A 19,520-nucleotide genomic window follows, 5' to 3' on the forward strand; every position below is an offset into this window, starting at 1 on the left:
AAAATGAGGAATTATATTAAAATCAATAGCATCGTACTATTACTGGTAATAGCCACAAGTTGTATGGCTCAAAACACCACTATTTACATGATTGGAGACTCTACGATGGCCAACAAAAAAGATCCTGAAATAAATCCGGAGCATGGTTGGGGGCAAGTGTTGCAGCAGTATTTTAAGGCAGATGCCATTATAGATAACAGGGCCGTAAACGGAAGAAGCAGTAGAAGTTTTATAGCCGAAAACCGATGGGATTCCATCCTTAAAACCCTCAAGAAAGGCGATTATGTTTTTATTCAGTTTGGGCATAACGACCAAAAAGAAAAATCGCCCGATCGTTACACCAACCCGCATGTTACCTATCGCCATAATCTAATAAAATTTGTAGAGGAAACTAGGAAAAAGGGAGCAACCCCCGTATTGTTTTCATCAATTGTACGGCGTAATTTTAATGAAGAAGGTACATTAATTGATACCCATGGCGAATACCCCGTGGAAACCCGTTTGGTAGCCCTAGAGTATAAGGTGCCTTTTATAGATTTACAATATTTTACGGAACGTTTGGAGGAATCGTATGGCGTGGAAGGATCAAAAAAGTTGCATCTTCATTTTGCGGCCGGTGAAAACGCCTATTATAAAGAGGCCAAAGCAGACGATACCCATTTATCGGCCCTGGGCGCTAATGAAGTAGCAAAACTCGCCATTTTGGAGCTAAAAAAGAAAGTGCCCGGTTTATCCCGTTTCATTAAATAGAAATCCTGTTAAAAAAACCAAAAAATTTGGTAATGTGGTCAAAAACAATAGGTGGTTTTTGTGTTATTTTGAAGGAATATTTTTTCATCTTACACTTTAGGCAAATTAACCGATGCAGTTGTTTAAAACTTAATCTAAAGTGATGTTTTCAATGCGTTTGATGCCATTTCTGTTCAATACAACTCGGTACCGGTAATACACTTCGCCTTTTGCGGTAAAATATTTTTGAACAATATTGATGTGATAAACCTTATTTGCAAATTTTGAATAAACCGCCCCTTTTTTTACCAAGATATAATCTTTTTTTGGGTCGTCCATATATTGGATAAAGCGATGAAAGTTTAAGCGCGTAATGTCGGTTAGCCCCGAAATATTATTGTTGGAAAGGTCGCTTCCAAATTTATCAGGAAATAGCACGATTTTCTTTTTATACTGAATAATGTGCTCTTTTAGGGCTTTGGCCTCAATATCGATAATCTGGTTTTGCAATCTTAATTTTCTAACCTCTGGATCCAATTTTTTAAAGGGAACAAACCCAAAGCTTTCTTTAAAAAGGCCTATTTTTTTGTCTAGCGAATTGATTATTTTAATTTTATAATCATAAAAAAAACTGTTTGACCTGCTTATAAATAAAGCGCTAACCGTTCCTTTAATTCTATCTTTTAGCATGTAGCTTACCACCAATGCTATAAAAAAAGGTGTGGTAAAGTTGCCATAATTTTGCTGAAAATAAAAAGCGATTCCCGTAGAGAAAATCATGGCTAAACCAGCAGCTAAGGCCAGTAGGGTTTGCTCGTAAACGGCACCGTCCTTTCTAACATCCTGGTTTAAAAAGAAAACACTTTCAATGTATTTTTTTAGTTGGTTCCGCCTGTACAATAGCTCTTCGGCATTAAGGTTTTTGTCCTTTGGCGAACCATAATCTTGTTGCTTTTTATACTTTTGCTCGTAGTTTATTAGGCTAATAATATCGATAAGGTCTTCTTTTGCATTTAATTTTTTTTCAAATAGCATGTATAAATGCATAAGCTCCAATTCTACGGCATTGCTCATGTATTCATCTGCAAATAATACCACTTTTTTATGGTGTTCTTTTATGTTTGAAGCCATTACCTTAGCAACCAACAACCTAAATTCAGTAAGCACCTTCGTTATCTTATTTAAAAATAGTTGAATGTTTTCCTTGTTTATGGCGTGTGAACTTAAAAGAATTTGTGTTTCCTGTTTTAATAAATTGTTATAGGTTGAAGCTAGCATTTTTATATGCTGTTCAAACAATAGCCTGTTTTTTTCATCTTTATTTTGGATATAGGTTTCTGTTTTTTCAACTGTTTTTTTCAGAAGCGATTTTTTGCCATTACTTAATTCGTCTAAATTGGTGTAGTTGATATCGTATTTTAAAAATAACCTAACATCATTGTAAAATTTGGTTTTTGGATATTTGCTTTCGTTAATGTTTAACGTATTCGGGAAGAAAATATAGGTAATGGTGGTATATTCCGATACCTTTTTTTTAGAAAGAATATCGTAGGCTACTTCGATGACCGCAGAAAATTTATCGTGTATTTCTATTGATTTTTTAAGCATATCTTTAATTAAAACAATCCGTTTGGTGTAATGCCCAACCATTTAAAATAGGTCATGGCCATTACAATTGAAACGCCCCACGCTATGAGTTGCATGGTGATACCAAATTTAAAGGTGTCCGACCAACTATAATGGTCTGTTGAATATAACAACAACGAGGGTTTGCTATTAAAAGGCAGCACATATACATGCTCAATTAACATGGCCACGGGAAATGCCAAACTCATAATTGGAAAATTGAAACGAATGGCTACACCAATGGCTATAGGAATAAATATCATGGTTCGCATGGTTTTAGATTGCATAAACAATGCGCTAAAGAGCATAACCCCCGTTAAAATAATATAGAGCATCCAGAACGGGGTGCTTTCACCAAAACCCAAGGTGTCAAAAAAGGCATTAACGGCTATTGAGGGCAAATCGGTTACGTTAAAACCGGCACCCAGAGTATAAGCTCCTGCCGAGAACAATAGTAAATGCCAAGGAATATCCACTTCATTCCATTTTATAATGCCTACGCGGGGCAACAAAGCAACAATAGCTCCCAAAAATGCGACTGCCGTTGGACTAATTCCGTGCCATTTGTCGGTAACCCATAAAAGCAAGATCAGGGCAAATATGATAATTGATTTTATTTCATTAAACGAAACCCGACCCATACTGTCCAATTCTTTTTTTAGGCTTTCCATACCGCCTTCAATGTTTGGAACGCGATCTTCTTTTTTTAATGGGAAGATAATTTTGGTGCCTACAATCCAAGCAATTAACATGAGCGCTAAAGCTACTGGAAAGGCGGCTATCATCCATTCGGAGAAAAATATATCGGTTCCTATGGCCCCGGCTATAAGCGAAACGGCCAATAAATTGGCACCGGAACCCGTCATAAACGAAGCGGCACCCATATTAATTTGAAATAAGTTTTGAAGTATTAAATTCCGGCCCATATTATTCCTGTTGCCTCTGGTGGCGCCATAAACCGCTGCAACAACCATCATAATGGGCAGCAAAATGGCCGCTTTTGCGGTGGTAGCAGAAATAAATAGCGACAAAACACTGTTTATAACTATAAAACTTATTAAAACCGACGAGGCATTTTTACCAAATTTTAGTATGAACCATAAGGCGAACCTTTTGGCTACGCCCGTGGCAACCAGCATACTGGCCAAGATAAACGATAAAATATTAAGCCACATAACGGTATGCCCCAGTTGTGCATACGCCACATCTTCGGGCAGAACCGAGGTTAGTACCAAGGCAATAATCAAGATTAAGGATGTAAGGTAATTTGGGATGGCCTCGGTAATCCATAAAATTAAGGAGGCTGCAAAAATGGCCAACATGGCTTTGTTGCTGTAAATAAACGGTTCCAAACCTATGGCATTATAATTCTTAGCGGCACTTTTGCTTAGGGAGTCCACGTTTATATGCTGTAAAAAAGGAATGTCGATAAAAAACAATATCAAAAGAAATGAAATGATAGCCAGTGGAACCCCCACGATGGCCAATATTTTTTCAAATTTAGATTTTTCGCTTACCGGAAGTTTTTCCATGCGGTAATTGTGCATATCTAATACATCAAATGCTTCTTTTTTAGATTTTTCTGCCATGTTTCGTGTTTTAATATTCAATAACTGAATGTAAGCAGCCCGAATAAAATGCTATTCGGGCTGCTTGTTTTTACCAATTCTTAAAGGGGTTTTTCATTAACATAGAGTTGAAATATTTCACATCGCCCGTAACTTCTTCACCCAACCACTCTGGTTTTTTAAAGTTTTCTTCTTCTGAAGCTAATTCTACTTCTGCTACAACCAAACCTTCATTGTCGCCATAAAACTCATCAACCTCAAACGTATGGTCGCCCGATTTTACGTTAAAACGTGTTTTATCAATAACACCGGGTTCGCATATTTTTAACAGTTCGTTTACTTCTTCCACAGGGATTTCTTTTTCCCACTCGTAGCGCGATGCGCCCGATGCATTGCCTATGCCTTTAATGGTAATGAAACCTTGGTCGCCTTTTATGCGAATGCGTACCGTTCTTTCGGGAACGGACGATAAATAGCCTTGTGTAATTCGCATTTTGTGTACTGCTTCTTGTTTAAAAGCGTCGCTTTTAACCAAAAATTTTCGTTCTATCTCTTGTGCCATAATTAATTTGCTAAGGGTTTATTAATCCAACCTATTACTCTTTTAATTGCCTGCAAATAGTTGATGTTTTCTACGCCTTCTAGTTTACAATCTGCAATTGTTTTTTTAATATCCTCTATTTCAGTGGATTCGGAATTGATGGTTACAATTTTTGCACCGTTAATCAATACGTTTCCTACTTCGCACAGGGTATTGTTTACCATGTAGCCAAAACGTTGCTTGTAAACGCGCACGCGCTGTAAATCTGGGTGCGCATCGATTAGGGCCAAAAATTCCTCAACGGTATAGGTGTTTTTTGCTAGCTCTGGTATTTTTACCTGAAACGCAGGGAACACCTCGTTTAATAATACTTCTTTGGAAATAGGAAATTCGCCTTTCATTAAAGGGTTCCATTGCTCTAGGCCATCAACGGTTTGTACATAGGTTTTGATGTCCATTTTGCCATCGCGTAATTTGGTGTTGTTGATGTCGTTGGCTTTTGACATGATATAAATCTCTTCCGATTCCCGCTCCCAAACTTTTTCTGGGATTGGCACCGAAAATCTGGACATCCGTTTTGCTGATTCATCAAAATTCTGTCCAAAACTTCTAAACTCAAAACGGGGTTTAGATATTTCGCCTATTTGCATTTCTGGTTTTGTCATTGTTATTTATTATTAATTATTAATCGGGTTTTTTGAATATGTACAGTTTTGCCTCGGCATCACTTACCACATAAATTTTATCGTAACTAACCGCAATCCCTTCAGCTTTAGTAACATTAATAGGGTAGCTTTCAATTAATTTCCCCATAAGGTTACATTTGTTGATGGTTTTGTTTTGGTCGCTTACAATCCATAAATTGTTGGTGGCACTTTCGTGGAAAATCCCTGAATAATCGGAGGCAAAATTTAATGCTACCGAAGATAAAATAGTATAATCGGGCCTTAACCGGATTAACAATCCCGGATCTTTTTCATTTAAAACAAATACCGTTTGGTCGTTTGTGTTATATGCCACACCTTCCAAACCACTATTGGCATCGGTGTTTTTGTAGTCTATTTTATGTTTGAAATAATTGCCCGTTACCATATCATATTCCACAACTTCTTTTGTTCGTTCTTCAACAACCAATAGTTTAGTATTGGATACTACGGAAATACCTTCCAAATCATTTCCAGTATATCCAAAAGTTTGAAGTACGTTTCCAATGGTGGATAATTTGTATATTTTATTGGAATTATCGCTAACGGTATATAACACGGTGCCTTCGCTGTTAATGGCCAAACCCGAAGGTTCCAAAACATTTAGTTTGTAACTTGCCACTAATTCCAACTTACTGTTTGTTGTTTCCTGAGCATCATTTTTACTACATGATGCTACCAAAAATAGCAGCAACAACACGGGCATCCAGACTATTTTTTTTAAATGTTTCATGTTTAAAAGTAGCTATTAACTGGTTTGTAAGCACTATGCGGGCATTTTTTAATTAAACCGCAATCATTTAACAATTGCGGTTTAATTCAACATTCACAATAAAACTAATTATTGGTAGTGCCTTTTGTTTCGGCTGTTGGAACCACCCATTTAGCGGCGCCATCTAGTTTTCGGGCCACCAAAGGAATACCGGGCCAATTATCTTTTAATAATTGGTCTATCGTAACATCGGAAGCGTTTACCAAAGTAATATCTTCACCTGAGCTTGAAATACCAAATTGTCCTTGAGGCGATCCGCTTCCGGTTTCAATTACAAAAAAGCCTTTTGCAGCAATGGTTGTTCCGCTAGGGATGCTATAAGCAGCCGCGATACCTCCTGAATCATAAATTTTGTAACCGCCAATATTTATGGGTGCATTGGTAGCGTTGTAAAGTTCAATATAATCAAATGGAGTGCCTGATGCCTGTATTTCGTTTATAACCAATTGGTTTAATATGGCCAAAGGCGCCACCTTAACAAAAGGCCATGTTGAAGCTACATCGTGGTTAAATGCACTGGTAACAACGCCATTGGTTACCACTTCTTCTGGGAAATAGGTTCTTAAACCAGCATTGTCCTCGGCTCGTAGGTAATAACTTATTTTTGTATTGTTTGCTTGCCCCGGAACGGTACCTGTAAAGGTGATATTATCGGTTGTGCTAAGGGTAACGGTTAGTTTGGTAGTGGCCAAGGCATCGTTTAAAACATAATACAACCTAACTTCTTTTACGCCGGTTTTATCGTTTGTTTTTACGGTGAAAACCATGGGTTCATCTTCGGCTGGGTTTTCATTTGAAATTCCAACAGAAACAAACTGGGGTTTACCGTTCGCAACCGTTAAACTGGCCTTGGTAGTTGGCGCTGTTTCTGGGAAATAGCTTTTTTTAGCCGTTTCATCGGTGGCAACAACATAATATTTTACGGCAGTATCGCTCACTAACGCCGGAATTCTGTAAGTATATTCACCATTGCCTATGGGCGCCATTTCAACAATAGAAGCCACCGAACCAATTTCTAGGTATAATTTAACATCTCTAATACCATCTGCATCGGATGCGGATACTTTATAATCAAAATATGAATTGTCATCCAAAGCAGGAATCAATTGCGCATTGATAATGGGCACTGTGTTCACATTGCTATTTGCTTTTGCTTTGGAAGGACTTTGAACAACCCACACATCGCCACCATCAATTTCCCTTCCATAGGTTAAGCCTACTTGGGCAGACATATCTGGTGTTGTGATTTGATCTATAACCTCACCACTGGCATTGTATAGCGTTATTTTTTCGCCACCTGATGATATTTTAAAATTGGTCGATACATTGGGTACGTTTGAATCGTCGCAATCAAAAGTAACAAAACCACCTGCGGGAATTGTAAGATTATCAATTTTCCATTCCTGACTGTTATCTGCCAGTTTATAGCCAGATAAATCGATGCTTTCCGTTCCTTGGTTATGCAGTTCGATCCAGTCTGGAGTGCCCGTTGACATAATTTCGTTTAATTTTACCGGAGTCGTAACTACTGGTCCGGAATCATCTTGAAGTACCTCGTCTTCTACACAGCTTATTATTGAAAATAAGGCTATCACTAATAAATATTTTAAATTTTTCATTTTAATCTGTCTTTAAATTATTAAAAATCAATTTCCATTCTCAATGCCAACATGCCAAAATCATCGCCCGCGTTTCCTTTGGTTTCCACCGCTGCTGCAGGGTCTTTGGTCAAGTTTCCATTAATATCATGGCCAATGTACAGTTTTCCTTTGCCGTTGGCATAGCGGTCATGGTTGTTATAGCTATAGTTCAACATGAATTTCACATTAGGGTTTACGTGATAGTTTAAGCCCACAGTATAGCCTTCAGCCGAACCTCCGTATATGCCGGCATCCATATCGTTGGCATCAACATAATCATATCGAAGCGCTACTTCTAAATCGCCGTATTTTTTTCCTCTGGTAATACGGGTATATTCGCCATCGGCAGCGTTGTAATTGTATTTTCCACCAAAAAGCAAATAGCCAGATTGCATGTAAAAACCATTCAAATTAATGCTCGATAAGGCACCCATTCTGTTAATGTTCACGTTTCGGTATTCACCTTGAAACATCCATCCTTTATAAGAACCAGCCAATTCTAAGCCCAACAGGTTCATATTGTCAACATTCAAAATATCATCGGTATCGATATATTTTTTCCTATTGATAGACGTGTTTGAACGTGTGCTGAACCGGTAAGAATCTGGTACTTCTGCGGTTGTTTTGGGTGTTCTGTAAGATGCGGCAACCCCTAAGTGAAGCACCTTTTCATCATCTAAAATGGGTCGGTATGCAGCTCGTCCTGTAAGTGAATAGCCTTCATCCTTACCTAAATCCTTATTGGCATCTTGCGAAAACGTAACTTCTTCCAGCTCGCCAACCGTATTAAAATGCACGCCACCTGTTAATAGATACCTGTCATTGGCATAGTGTAACTGGACACCCAAATGACGTGAAGGATCTAATTTTGATGAATACGAACGTTCCAAAAACATAAGGTAACGCGAGGTGGTAAGGGTTTCCATTCCAAAACTTTCCCTAAAATGGCCCGCTTTAATGTTGAAGTTTCCCGAATCGAAGGTGTATTTTAAATACGCATCTTTAAGTTCTAGGGCAGAACCGGCAAAATCAACATCTACTTCGCCATACCAATTGTTCCACATTACTGCTTTGATGGCAAATCTGGCCCTTCGGATGGTTACGCCATTTCCTATGGGGTTTAAGGCTTTATTTGAAAAAACGGCCCCATCAAAATAAACCCTGTTATCGAACCAAAAGGCATAACTGTTGTCTTTTGAGGTGAACTTTAAAAAGCCGTCCTGCGATTCTCCGCTAAGGCTTAAAGCAGAAACTTCCTGCCCGTATTGGTTTACTTTTACGGAATCCTTCTGTTTCGTTTCTTGAGCATTTAACCCGATATTGTAAAGGATTAATGCTACCGCTAGTGTGTGAAGTTTAATTTTCATTTTATTTAATTTATGGTTCATATTTAATCGTTTATAGTTTTCTTAAAATTTTTATGAGTTTATCGTTTTTTTCCAGCCCCATCTTTCTGCGCAGTCTATATCGGTTTACTTCTACGCTTTTGGGGATGATATTTAAAATGGACGCTATCTCTTTTGAACTTAATTTTAATCGTAATAAGGAACATAGCTTTTTGTCGTTTTCGGTTAACTCGGGATATTTTTTCTCAAGATTTTGATAAAAACTATTGTTGAGCTCTTTTAGGTATTTGTCTAATGAATTTCTTTCGTTGTCAATATTGAGGGTATCGAGTATCAATACATTTAAGGCTTGTAAATCGCTGTATTTTAGGCTTTGTTCTGGTTTTTGCTTCAATTTTTGGATTTCCTCTTTGAGCGTAGATAGGATTTCATTCTTTTTGGTAATATCCAGGGCAATTTTCTTTAGGTCTTTTTCTTTTGAATGAATTTCCTTTTCCAATTTCAAATTGGCATCGGTAGTTATTTTAAGCTCCGTTTCCAGCATCATTTGTTGCACATTGTATCTTTCAATATGCTCTTGATGTTCCTCAATTTTGCTTCTTTCCTTTAATTTATTGATAATATAGAGTTGGTATAAAATAAGGGCTAGGAGCACAACAATAAAAAGTACCACAGCGGGTTTGTATAAATTTATCTTCGTGGGCTCGGGAGCCGATAAATCAAGACTTTCTATTTTTTTGGTAGCCGAATCGTATGCGTGGTTAACCGTATTATCTACAACAACATCGCCTTTAACAAATCTTGATGGGTTTTCAGATACTTTTAGGTTGAAAACATTACTCATAAAAAATAGGGCAAAAAAGGCTATTAATCCTGCAATTATTGGCGTTAACAACCAACCCAACGCAATTTTGCCCACCACGTTTAATTGTATGGTTCGGCCCCCTTTTAAAATGCCGATGCCTAAAATGGAACCAACAATAACCTGTGAACTAGAAACCGGAACCAAGGGTATGGCGGGCAAACCCATGCTTACAAAAAAGTTTGACAAGCTTTGTGAAGAAAACACAAACAGTACGATGGAATGTGCCAATACCACCACCAAGGCGGTTTCGGCATTTAAGCGCATTAATGAATTTCCTACGGTCATCATCACCTTTTTTGAATAGGTAAGAATGCCCATAGCTATAGAAAAACCACCCGCTAAAAACAACAATTGCGTGCCGTTAAGTTTGAAAAACCCAAAATCGAGCAGGATGTTTGGTACCGAAGGCACAAATACGCCCACAACATTGGCAATGTTATTGGCCCCTAAGCTGTAAGCACCAAAAGCACCTACGATAAGCAAGCCGTATTTAAGGTACGCATCCAATTTAATGAGATGGATTTTGCTTTTATGAAGAACATATTTTAAAAGCAGGAACAGCAAAATAGCAAAAATGCCACCTAAAATGGGCCCTGAAACCCAAGTGGAAACAATTTTTGTTAACGACATATAGTTGGTGGGATTGCCAGTGAAAAGGTTCCAGCCAATAATGGCACCAACAATGGCTTGAGAAGTAGATACCGGTAAATTGGATTTTGTCATCCAAAATACCGAAATACCAGCAGCCAGTGCCACGGTAAAAGCACCGCCCAATGCAGAAACCGAACCTAAATCCTCTAATGTGTGGGAAGCACCAGACCCCTGTATTACCGCACCCAAAACAACAAAGATTGAAGCAACAATGGCAGCTTGCCTAAAGCGAATCATTTTTGAGCCCACGGCCGACCCGAAGACGTTAGAAGCATCATTGGCTCCTAAAGTCCATCCTAAAAAAAGACCGCTTGACAGAAAGAATAAAAACATAGTGCTTTTTTTGCGAAACTTACATTTTGATTTTTATTACTAAGGTTGAAAGTTGATGGGCTACACGTTTAGCCGAATAGGAAATTTGCTCGATGTGAAGCGCAAAATACCTAAGATGTATTTTTTCACTAAGCCGAAGCGATTCCAGTTCCTGAAATATTTTTCGTTTGATGTTATTGGATAAAACATCGGTCTCACGATGATAAAAAAGTACTTTTTGTATCCTATCCTTAACTTCATCGGGCGACCTAAAAAATACCCTGGCCGCAGGAATGACATTTTCGGCCGATTTTGATGAAAGCGATATCAGTTCTAAATAATCTTTTTTTATGGATTCCGGCACGTGTGGTGTTTCAACATCAAATTGGCTCAATAAATCTTTCGACCTATCTATTATATCGTCGATAGCTTCCAATAAGTTCAAAATATCGCTCGCGTAATTGGGCATTAAGGAATGTAAATAGAAATCATTTTCAATTTGTCTTTTTATGGCATCGGCCTCTTTCTCTAAAATGCTTATCGCTTTTATGTTTTGGTCAAACTCGAAGGTGTTACCATTAATATAATTGCTAGCACCTTTTTTGAAATTTAAAATGCCCAAGTCAATCTTATCAAAAAAATCATCGATACTACGGGATATTGATTTTGAGGTTTTAAAAATGTTCAGCATAATCCAGTCATTTACAATTAACTATATAAAGTTACGCCAGTTGTAAGGCGAGAAATATGACAATTGTCATGCTGTAATTTTGTGAAATTGTATGTAGTGTTTGTAAAAAACATAACTACATATAAAACAAAGGATTATATAAAAAAAGTTAAGTTGGATTTAATTTAATTGGCGAGTGTGTAGTGTTCGTGCTTGGGTTGAATTTAATTCATGCATGTTTTTAAAATGCCCAAAGCTCTTGATATATGGTCTTCTACGGTTTTTATTGAAATCTGCAATTTTTCGGCAACTTCATTATATTTAAGCCCTAGAATCTTGTTTTCATAAAAAACTTCTTGGCACCGCTCGCCGATGAAAATACATCCAACAATGAAAACAGCTATGTTGTTCAATTCAAGGATGAAACCAGTACCACCAAATACTTTATCGATAAGGACACTTATCTTATCAAAAAAATCATATCTACCGTTTTAGGAAGTCCAAGAACTGGCGGCGGCACTTATGAGGCCATCACAAAGTATGAAGATTACAAAAATAGCGATGGTGTTATGGTACCCTTTTCAATTAACCTAAATAATTACATGACCGTTAAAGTAAGTGAGGCACACTTAAAACCTATTGATGAGGTTATTTTTAGCAACATAGAAAAAAGTAAAATTTAAACAGTTTAAGCGTTTATTTTGTTTTATATTTGAATTAGTCACTCAATAAAACAGAGCATGACAAAAAGAGGACCTGTTTTTTCAGTCCTCTTTTATGTTTTTGTAGCTTTTTGTTTTAAAAAATAAGATATTTGGGGTAAATAAACCAAAACATGATCTAAGTAAAAACTTAACTTTAAACCGCTTCAAATTGTCTGGTTTATACGTTTTTCAATGAATTTGTATATTTTTCACAATAAAAACAATAAAATTTAACATTTCATTAATAAGGGAAAATCAAAAAAAAAGACTCTATATAAAAGATGATGAAATCAAAAAAAATCAAGATGATAAAAACCGTATCCATTAAACAAGCCTTATTATTTTTTTTAATAGGTGTTATTTCGCAAACTTTCAATGCCCAATCGTTAGACTTAAACGCCAAATTACCAGTAGATGAGCGTGTTAAAAAAGGTGTTTTGCCAAACGGCATGACCTATTATATTAAAAGTACCGATGTTGTAAAAGATGCCGCTTCCTATTATATCATTCAAAATGTAGGGTCCATTTTGGAAAATGACGACCAACAAGGTTTGGCCCATTTTTTAGAGCACATGGCTTTTAATGGCACACAAAATTTTCCCGGAAAGGGCATTTTAAATACCCTGCAAAAGCATGGTGCCGTTTTTGGAAAGGATATCAATGCCTACACATCATTTGATGAAACGGTGTATAATTTAAACAACATTCCTACCAAAGATGGGTTGGTTGAAACTTGCTTAACCATTTTGCAAGATTGGTCCCATTATTTATTGTTGACCGATGAAGAAATTGATGCAGAACGCGGCGTTATAAAAGAAGAATGGCGCACCCGCCAAAACGGGCAAATGCGTTTGTACCAAACCTCGTTGCCCATTACCTTCAACCATTCAAAATATTCCAAAAGGTTGCCCATAGGGTTAATGTCGGTTGTGGAAGGGTTTGATTATAAGGCACTTCGCGATTTTTATCACGATTGGTACAGAACCGATTTACAGGCCATAGCCATTATTGGCGATATCGATATTAACGAGATTGAACAAAAAATAATTGAAAAGTTTTCAAAAATACCAGCAGTTGAAAATCCTAAGGAACGTTTTATTGTTGATATACCAGACAACGAAACCTTGTTGTACAGTTTAGGGCTCGACCCAGAGGTATCTACCGCCAATATCACATTTGGTGTTCGCCAAAAAAAGTCACGGGCAGATGAAACGGTTGCCGATTTAAAACGTTCGTTATTAGAATCGATGGCAATTAGTATGCTTTCTGCGCGTATTTCAGAAAAAGCACAAAAACCGGAAGCAAGTTTTTTGGGCGCACGCATCGATTTTAGGCAAATGTCGAAAACATCAAACCTTCTTTCAGTATCAATTTCACCTAAGCCAAACCAACAAAAGGAAGCTTTTAACGAGGTGTTAACCGAAGTGGTAAGGGCTGTAAAACATGGCTTCATCCAACCTGAAATTGATAGGGCGGTTGCAAAAACGGCAAGTTCGTACGAAAACCAAATTGCCAAAAAAGACGATAGGAGCCATGGCCAAATTGAAAGGGACATTCAAAATAATTTCCTAAACAATAGCACCATAACACCTGTTGAAAAAGAATACGATTTAGCAAAACAAATAGTTGGTACCTTAACCCCAGATGAATTGAACAGTACCATTAAACGATTATTTGCTAAAAACAACAGATTTGTAAATGTAACGGGGGTTGCAAACCAAGATAATTTAACCGAAACCCAAGTAAATCAAATCATTACAAATCTTGAAAACGATGCAACCATAGCTCCTTACACCGAGGCATTGGCAGGAAAAACCTTGGTTTCAGACCTAAATATCAAACCAGGAACTATCAAAAAATCGGCATTAAATAAAGAAACCAATGCAACTACTTATACCCTAAGCAATGGCATTAAGGTGCATTACAAATTTGTAGATAAAGAAAAAGATAAAGTAGCCTTAAACGCCCTAAGCTACGGTGGTACTTCGTTGTTAAAAGATGAAGATTTACCCTCGGCCAGTTTGGTTAGTAACCTAATACAAATGTCTGGTTTGGGCGATTTTTCAGCAACCGACCTGCAAAAAATATTGGCAGGAAAAACGGCGGCTGTGCGCACCGGGATATACAATATAACCGAAGCCCTGTCGGGTAGCTCAAACACCAAAGATGTTGAAACCATGTTGCAACTTGTACACGTGTCGTTCGTAAAACCGCGTTTCGATGAACAGGCTTTTAAGGTGTTGGAAAGCAACATCAATAACTATATAATTAGAAGAAGTAAAGATATAGGCGAAAAAATGCGCGATAGCTTAACTTTGGCACTTTACGGAAATAACAATCCTAAAGAACGCATTTTTGATCAAAATTATGCTAAAGACATTTCATTTGAAAAAATAAAAACCATCTATAATGAGCGTTTTGCCGATGCGTCCGATTTCGAATTTTTTATTGTGGGCGATGTCAAGGAGGCACAATTAAAACCGCTGTTACAAACGTACTTGGCTAGTTTGCCAACAAAAAACACTAAGGAAACATTTAACAACAACGGCGCGGAATGGCTATCAAACAAAATTGATAGGGACATTTATTTAACCATGGAAGACCCCAAGGCATCGGTAAACATTGCTTACAAAAAAGAAGTGCCCTATTCAACCGAAAACGCTATTTACACCGATGCGCTAGGCGATATTTTGCAATTAAGGGTTACAGAAACCGTGCGGGAGGCCGAAGGTGGTGCTTATAGCCCACGTGCCAGCGCCAGTTTTTCCAGGGAACCTAAATCGCAAATAATGGTGTTTTTCCAATTTGATTGCAACCCCGATAAGGCCGATAAATTAGTGGAAATTGTGAATGAAGAACTTCAAAAAATAGCAAATGGTACGATTAATGATGATGATCTTCACAAAACAAAAACAAATTTCATAAAAGAACGCCAACAGGCAAAAGATAAAAACGACTACGACATGCAATGGCTTTCAACCTACTTTAGGTATAACGAAAATATCAACGACCCTTCAAATTTTGAAAATATTGTAAACAAAATGTCTAAAAAAGAGATTCAGGAAGTTGCAAAGCAAGTGCTTAACGGCGGAAAATCGTATGAAGTTGTCTTTAAACCAAAACAATAAAAAATGAAAAAAATAATTTTAGCTCTGGCATTTTTAACCATCGGCTTCACCCAAGCCCAAATTTTAGAACCTGTAAAATGGACTACTTCTGTTACCAAAATTTCGAGTACAGAGTATGAATTGGTGGCTACCGCAACCATAGATGCCAAATGGCATTTATATTCGCAAAACGTTCCGGCCGATGGGCCCATACCCACCACATTTACATTTAAAAGCAATGGTAAATACCTTAAAAAAGGCAATACTTTGGAAGATAAAGGACACACCGTAAACGATCCTGTGTTTAATATGCAAATTAAATTTTTTGAAAATAAGGCACTATTTAAACAGCGTATTAAATTAAAGGATAAAGCACCTTTTAAAGTTGAGGGAACGGTAGAGTTTATGGTTTGCGATGATACCCGATGTTTGCCTCCCAGCGAAGTCGATTTGGTATTTAATATAAAATAAAAGAATGACGTTTTTAAAATGAAAAAAACCATCCTACTCCTTACATTTTTTTGCATTTGGTTCGGGCATGCCCAAGTTTATAACCCAGTAAAATGGACAACCTCCGTTGAAAAATTATCAGAATCTGAATATGCGTTGGTTTCCAAGGCTACCATCCAAACAGGGTGGCACCTCTATTCACAAAACGTTCCAGAAGATGGCCCCATTCCCACAGCATTTACTTATGATGATAGTGAAGGCGGTTTTAAGATTTTAGGAAATACTTCAGAAGAAAAAGGGAAGACGGTTGACGATCCTGTTTTCGGAATGAAAATCAAGTATTTTGAAAAATCGACCACTTTTAAGCAGAAAGTTGAAGTAAAAGAAAACACAAGTACCATAAAAGCCTTTGTGGAATTCATGGTTTGCGATGATGCAAGGTGTTTGCCGCCAACCGAGGTGGAATTGGTTTTTAATATCCCAAAAACTGAAAAAACTACTTTGAATAATGGGGAAAGTCTTCAAAATTCTGGAAGCCCCAATGCTGAAAAAAACGTCGGTAATGAAGCAAGTTCAGGTTCAAAGGCAGAAAACTTAGCGGGCAGTTCAACTTCAAAAAACACAAAAAAAGGACTTTGGACCATCTTTTTTATTGCGTTTTTATCAGGGTTTGCAGCACTTTTAACACCTTGTGTGTTTCCTATGATACCCATGACGGTTAGTTTTTTTACCAAACAAAGCAAAACCAAGGCTTTGGGCATTAGAAATGCTATAATTTATGGACTGTCAATCATCGTTATCTATGTGCTTTTAGGTACGGCGGTTACGGGTGTTTTTGGTGCCGATGCGCTAAACGCCCTGGCTACCAATGTATGGTTTAATATCATTTTCTTTTTAATTTTAATCGTTTTTGCGGTTTCTTTTTTGGGTGCTTTCGAGATTATGTTGCCCAACTCTTGGGCCAATAAAGTCGATTCCCAGGCCAATAGGGGCGGACTTATAGGTATCTTTTTTATGGCACTGGCATTGGCAATTGTATCGTTTTCTTGTACGGGCCCTATTGTTGGTACCTTACTGGTTGAGGCGTCCTCAAAAGGCGGTATTGCACCTATTATAGGTATGTTAGGTTTTTCATTGGCTATTGCCTTGCCGTTTGCATTATTCGCAGCGTTTCCGGGTTGGCTAAATTCATTACCAAAATCGGGTGGATGGCTCAATACGGTTAAAGTGGTGTTGGGCTTTTTGGAATTGGCGTTGGCATTCAAGTTTTTATCGCAGGCCGATTTGGTTTTACAAACCCATCTGTTGGAACGGGAAGTGTTTTTAGCTATTTGGATTGCTATTTTTGGCACGTTGGCACTGTATCTTTTCGGTAAAATTAAATTGCCTCACGATTCGCCGCTAACGCATATTTCTGTGGGGCGTTTAAGCTTGGGCTTGGTGGTGCTATCCTTCACAATTTATATGATTCCCGGACTTTGGGGTGCGCCCTTAAATTTGATTAGCGCATTTCCGCCGCCACAAAATTATAGCGAATCGCCGTATGGGGTTGGTTTTTCAAAAGTAAGCACAAGTAGCGCATCATCAAACGGCAACCACGATAATTTACCGGAAGGTGCCCATTTATTGGCTCCACACGATATTGTTGCCTTTAACGATTACGATAAAGGTTTGGCCTATGCCAAAGAAGTAGGCAAACCCGTAATGATAGATTTTACAGGATGGGCCTGCGTAAATTGCCGAAAAATGGAGCAAAATGTGTGGCCTAACCCTAAGGTATTGGACATTTTAAAAAACAAGGTGGTATTAATTTCATTGTATGTAGATGATAAACGTCCGTTAGAGGCCAGCGAAGTAGTGGAATCCAAACTAAAACCGGGTAAGCAATTGAAATACATTGGGCAAAAATGGAGTGAACTACAAACATTAAAATATAAAGCAAATTCGCAGCCTTTTTATGTGTTGATGGATCACAATGAAGAAAACTTAATCGATCCGGTATCGTTTACGCCCGATGCCGATGTGTATTACGAGTGGCTTCAAAAAGGCATTTCCAATTTTAAAAATTAAGATGGCTACCATCATGAATCAAATGGAAACAAGATTAGAGTCTTATTTTTCTAAATTCAGGAAGCACATTGTAGGTATCGACCAGGAGTTTGAATCGCCTTACGGGAAGAAAAAAATTATTTATGCCGATTGGACGGCAAGCGGCCGATTGTACAGGCCCATTGAGGAAAAATTATTGAATAACATTGGTCCTTATGTGGCCAATACACATACCGAAACGTCCATTACCGGAAGTGTGATGACGCATGCTTACCATGATGCCCGGGCCATTATAAAAAAACATGTAAACGCTTCAAGTGATGATGTGTTGATTACCGTTGGAACCGGCATGACGGGGGCTATCAATAAATTTCAGCGTATTTTGGGCATTAGGCTCAATGAAAATTTAAAAGACCACACGCAAGTTCCCGAAGAAAAAAAACCCATCATATTCGTGTCGCACATGGAACACCACTCCAACCAAACCTCATGGTTGGAAACCATTGCGAAAGTGGTGGTTATTCCGTCTAATGAAGAAGGCTTACCGTGCTTAAAACATCTGGAAACCCTTTTGAACACTTACCAAGCTATACCCTTAAAAATAGCGGCCATAACGGGTTGCTCCAACGTTACGGGCATACGAACCAATTACCACGAAATAGCAAAGATCATGCATCAAAACAATGGTTTGTGCTTTGTAGATTTTGCTTGTTCGGCACCTTATGTTGAGATAAACATGCACCCTGAAGATGAAGAACAGTATCTGGATGCCATTACGTTTTCACCACACAAATTTTTAGGGGGCCCTGGCTCTTCAGGGGTTTTGATATTCAACAAAAAATTATATAAAAATGTAGTGCCCGATAATCCTGGAGGTGGCACCGTTAGCTACACCAATCCATGGGGCGACCATGATTATATTGATGATATAGAAACCCGCGAAGATGGTGGTACCCCTGGGTTTCTACAGGCCATAAAAATTGCACTTTCCATCAAGCTTAAAGAGGAAATGGGAGTGAAAAATATACTGGAAAGAGAACACGAACTAAACAGTTTGGTTTTTGAACGGCTTAGACGAATTCCAAACTTAAAAATTTTGGCGCCCGAACACACCAACCGATTGAGCGTGTTTTCATTTTATATAGAAAACGCGCATTACAACTTGATTGTAAAATTATTGAATGACCGATTTGGCGTGCAAACCCGGGGCGGCTGTTCTTGTGCAGGTACTTATGGGCATTATCTTTTAAACGTGGATGAGCCCACTTCAAAATCCATCGAGAAAAAAATATTGGAAGGCTGTTTAATAGAACGCCCAGGATGGATTCGCATGTCCTTGCATCCAACCATGACCAATGCTGAAATTGAATTTATATGCGATGCTATTGAAGCAGTAGCCAAAAATTTCAAAACATGGGAAACAGATTACCACTACCATGCTTTAAAAAATGAGTATGTGCATTGCGATAAACCTACAACCGAAAGTAAAATAGCCCAAGATTGGTTTATGATACACTAAAAAACAACTTAATAACAACAACACAAGTAAAAATAACTTTTAACTAACCAACCAACTAACACGAATGAAAATAGGTATTCCAAAAGAAATAAAACCCAATGAAAATAGGGTTTCGTTAACACCTGCAGGCACCTAGGCTGCAAAAATGGCAGCAGGATTGGGAGCCGACACCACCATAATGGATATTAATTTAACCCGATTGCGTCAACTATCCGATATCATGCCATCAAATGTTTCTACCTTGTTGAAGCCGATAATTTTTTTAAT

At 37.9% G+C, this 19,520-nt stretch carries 16 protein-coding genes and 1 pseudogene; 7 read left to right on the forward strand and 10 right to left on the reverse strand.

Annotated features, from left to right (window positions below):
- The first annotated feature begins 3 nt into the window (after positions 1–3).
- Complete coding sequence (locus GQO80_RS11030; RefSeq protein WP_157208421.1) at positions 4–750, forward strand: rhamnogalacturonan acetylesterase; 747 nt, start codon at positions 4–6, stop codon at positions 748–750.
- A gap of 129 nt (positions 751–879) precedes the next feature.
- On the opposite strand, the gene GQO80_RS11035 is transcribed toward GQO80_RS11030, so the two are convergent.
- From GQO80_RS11035 to GQO80_RS16010, 10 genes are all read right to left on the reverse strand, one after another.
- The gene (locus GQO80_RS11035) at positions 880–2,337 is read right to left on the reverse strand and encodes a hypothetical protein (RefSeq protein WP_157208422.1); all 1,458 of its coding nucleotides are present in this window, start codon (positions 2,335–2,337) and stop codon (positions 880–882) included.
- A gap of 8 nt (positions 2,338–2,345) precedes the next feature.
- Positions 2,346–3,944 carry an SLC13 family permease gene (locus GQO80_RS11040; RefSeq protein WP_157208423.1) on the reverse strand — a complete coding sequence of 533 codons (1,599 nt, stop codon included), beginning with the start codon at positions 3,942–3,944 and terminating at the stop codon, positions 2,346–2,348.
- Between the two features lie 70 nt (positions 3,945–4,014).
- Positions 4,015–4,485 carry a CYTH domain-containing protein gene (locus GQO80_RS11045; RefSeq protein WP_157208424.1) on the reverse strand — a complete coding sequence of 157 codons (471 nt, stop codon included), beginning with the start codon at positions 4,483–4,485 and terminating at the stop codon, positions 4,015–4,017.
- Positions 4,486–4,487: 2 nt separating this feature from the next.
- Complete coding sequence (locus GQO80_RS11050; RefSeq protein WP_157208425.1) at positions 4,488–5,129, reverse strand: hypothetical protein; 642 nt, start codon at positions 5,127–5,129, stop codon at positions 4,488–4,490.
- A 19-nt stretch (positions 5,130–5,148) separates the two neighbouring features.
- Complete coding sequence (locus GQO80_RS11055) at positions 5,149–5,901, reverse strand: SdiA-regulated domain-containing protein (protein ID WP_157208426.1); 753 nt, start codon at positions 5,899–5,901, stop codon at positions 5,149–5,151.
- 104 nt (positions 5,902–6,005) lie between these two features.
- The gene (locus tag GQO80_RS11060; protein ID WP_157208427.1) at positions 6,006–7,559 is read right to left on the reverse strand and encodes a lamin tail domain-containing protein; all 1,554 of its coding nucleotides are present in this window, start codon (positions 7,557–7,559) and stop codon (positions 6,006–6,008) included.
- Between the two features lie 20 nt (positions 7,560–7,579).
- Positions 7,580–8,947, reverse strand: coding sequence for an OprO/OprP family phosphate-selective porin (locus GQO80_RS11065; protein WP_198037769.1), 1,368 nt, complete (start codon positions 8,945–8,947; stop codon positions 7,580–7,582).
- 31 nt (positions 8,948–8,978) lie between these two features.
- Positions 8,979–10,775, reverse strand: coding sequence for an inorganic phosphate transporter (locus GQO80_RS11070; protein ID WP_157208429.1), 1,797 nt, complete (start codon positions 10,773–10,775; stop codon positions 8,979–8,981).
- A gap of 19 nt (positions 10,776–10,794) precedes the next feature.
- Entirely contained in the window at positions 10,795–11,445 is a 651-nt protein-coding gene (locus GQO80_RS11075; protein ID WP_157208430.1) for a DUF47 domain-containing protein, read from the reverse strand.
- 203 nt (positions 11,446–11,648) lie between these two features.
- Positions 11,649–11,837 carry a sigma factor-like helix-turn-helix DNA-binding protein gene (locus GQO80_RS16010; RefSeq protein ID WP_394351006.1) on the reverse strand — a complete coding sequence of 63 codons (189 nt, stop codon included), beginning with the start codon at positions 11,835–11,837 and terminating at the stop codon, positions 11,649–11,651.
- Here GQO80_RS16010 and GQO80_RS11085 point away from each other — a divergent pair.
- The 6 genes and pseudogenes from GQO80_RS11085 to GQO80_RS15965 all read left to right on the forward strand — a co-directional run.
- Complete coding sequence (locus GQO80_RS11085) at positions 11,781–12,107, forward strand: DUF4292 domain-containing protein (protein WP_198037770.1); 327 nt, start codon at positions 11,781–11,783, stop codon at positions 12,105–12,107. The genes GQO80_RS16010 and GQO80_RS11085 overlap by 57 nt on opposite strands.
- A gap of 302 nt (positions 12,108–12,409) precedes the next feature.
- Positions 12,410–15,256 (forward strand): M16 family metallopeptidase, encoded by a 2,847-nt coding sequence (locus tag GQO80_RS11090; protein ID WP_232333163.1) that lies wholly within the window; start codon positions 12,410–12,412, stop codon positions 15,254–15,256.
- 3 nt (positions 15,257–15,259) lie between these two features.
- Positions 15,260–15,706 (forward strand): protein-disulfide reductase DsbD domain-containing protein, encoded by a 447-nt coding sequence (locus GQO80_RS11095; RefSeq protein WP_157208432.1) that lies wholly within the window; start codon positions 15,260–15,262, stop codon positions 15,704–15,706.
- Positions 15,707–15,724: 18 nt separating this feature from the next.
- Positions 15,725–17,755: a protein-disulfide reductase DsbD family protein gene (locus tag GQO80_RS11100; protein ID WP_157208433.1), complete on the forward strand. Its 2,031-nt coding sequence runs from the start codon at positions 15,725–15,727 to the stop codon at positions 17,753–17,755.
- A gap of 22 nt (positions 17,756–17,777) precedes the next feature.
- Positions 17,778–19,253, forward strand: coding sequence for an aminotransferase class V-fold PLP-dependent enzyme (locus GQO80_RS11105; RefSeq protein ID WP_232333164.1), 1,476 nt, complete (start codon positions 17,778–17,780; stop codon positions 19,251–19,253).
- A 136-nt stretch (positions 19,254–19,389) separates the two neighbouring features.
- A pseudogene (locus tag GQO80_RS15965) lies at positions 19,390–19,494 on the forward strand (hypothetical protein); the annotation flags it as partial.
- Between the last annotated feature and the right edge of the window lie 26 nt (positions 19,495–19,520).

Origin of the sequence: Mariniflexile maritimum (assembly GCF_009746565.1) — a bacterium.
In the GTDB taxonomy this organism is placed as follows: domain Bacteria; phylum Bacteroidota; class Bacteroidia; order Flavobacteriales; family Flavobacteriaceae; genus Mariniflexile; species Mariniflexile maritimum.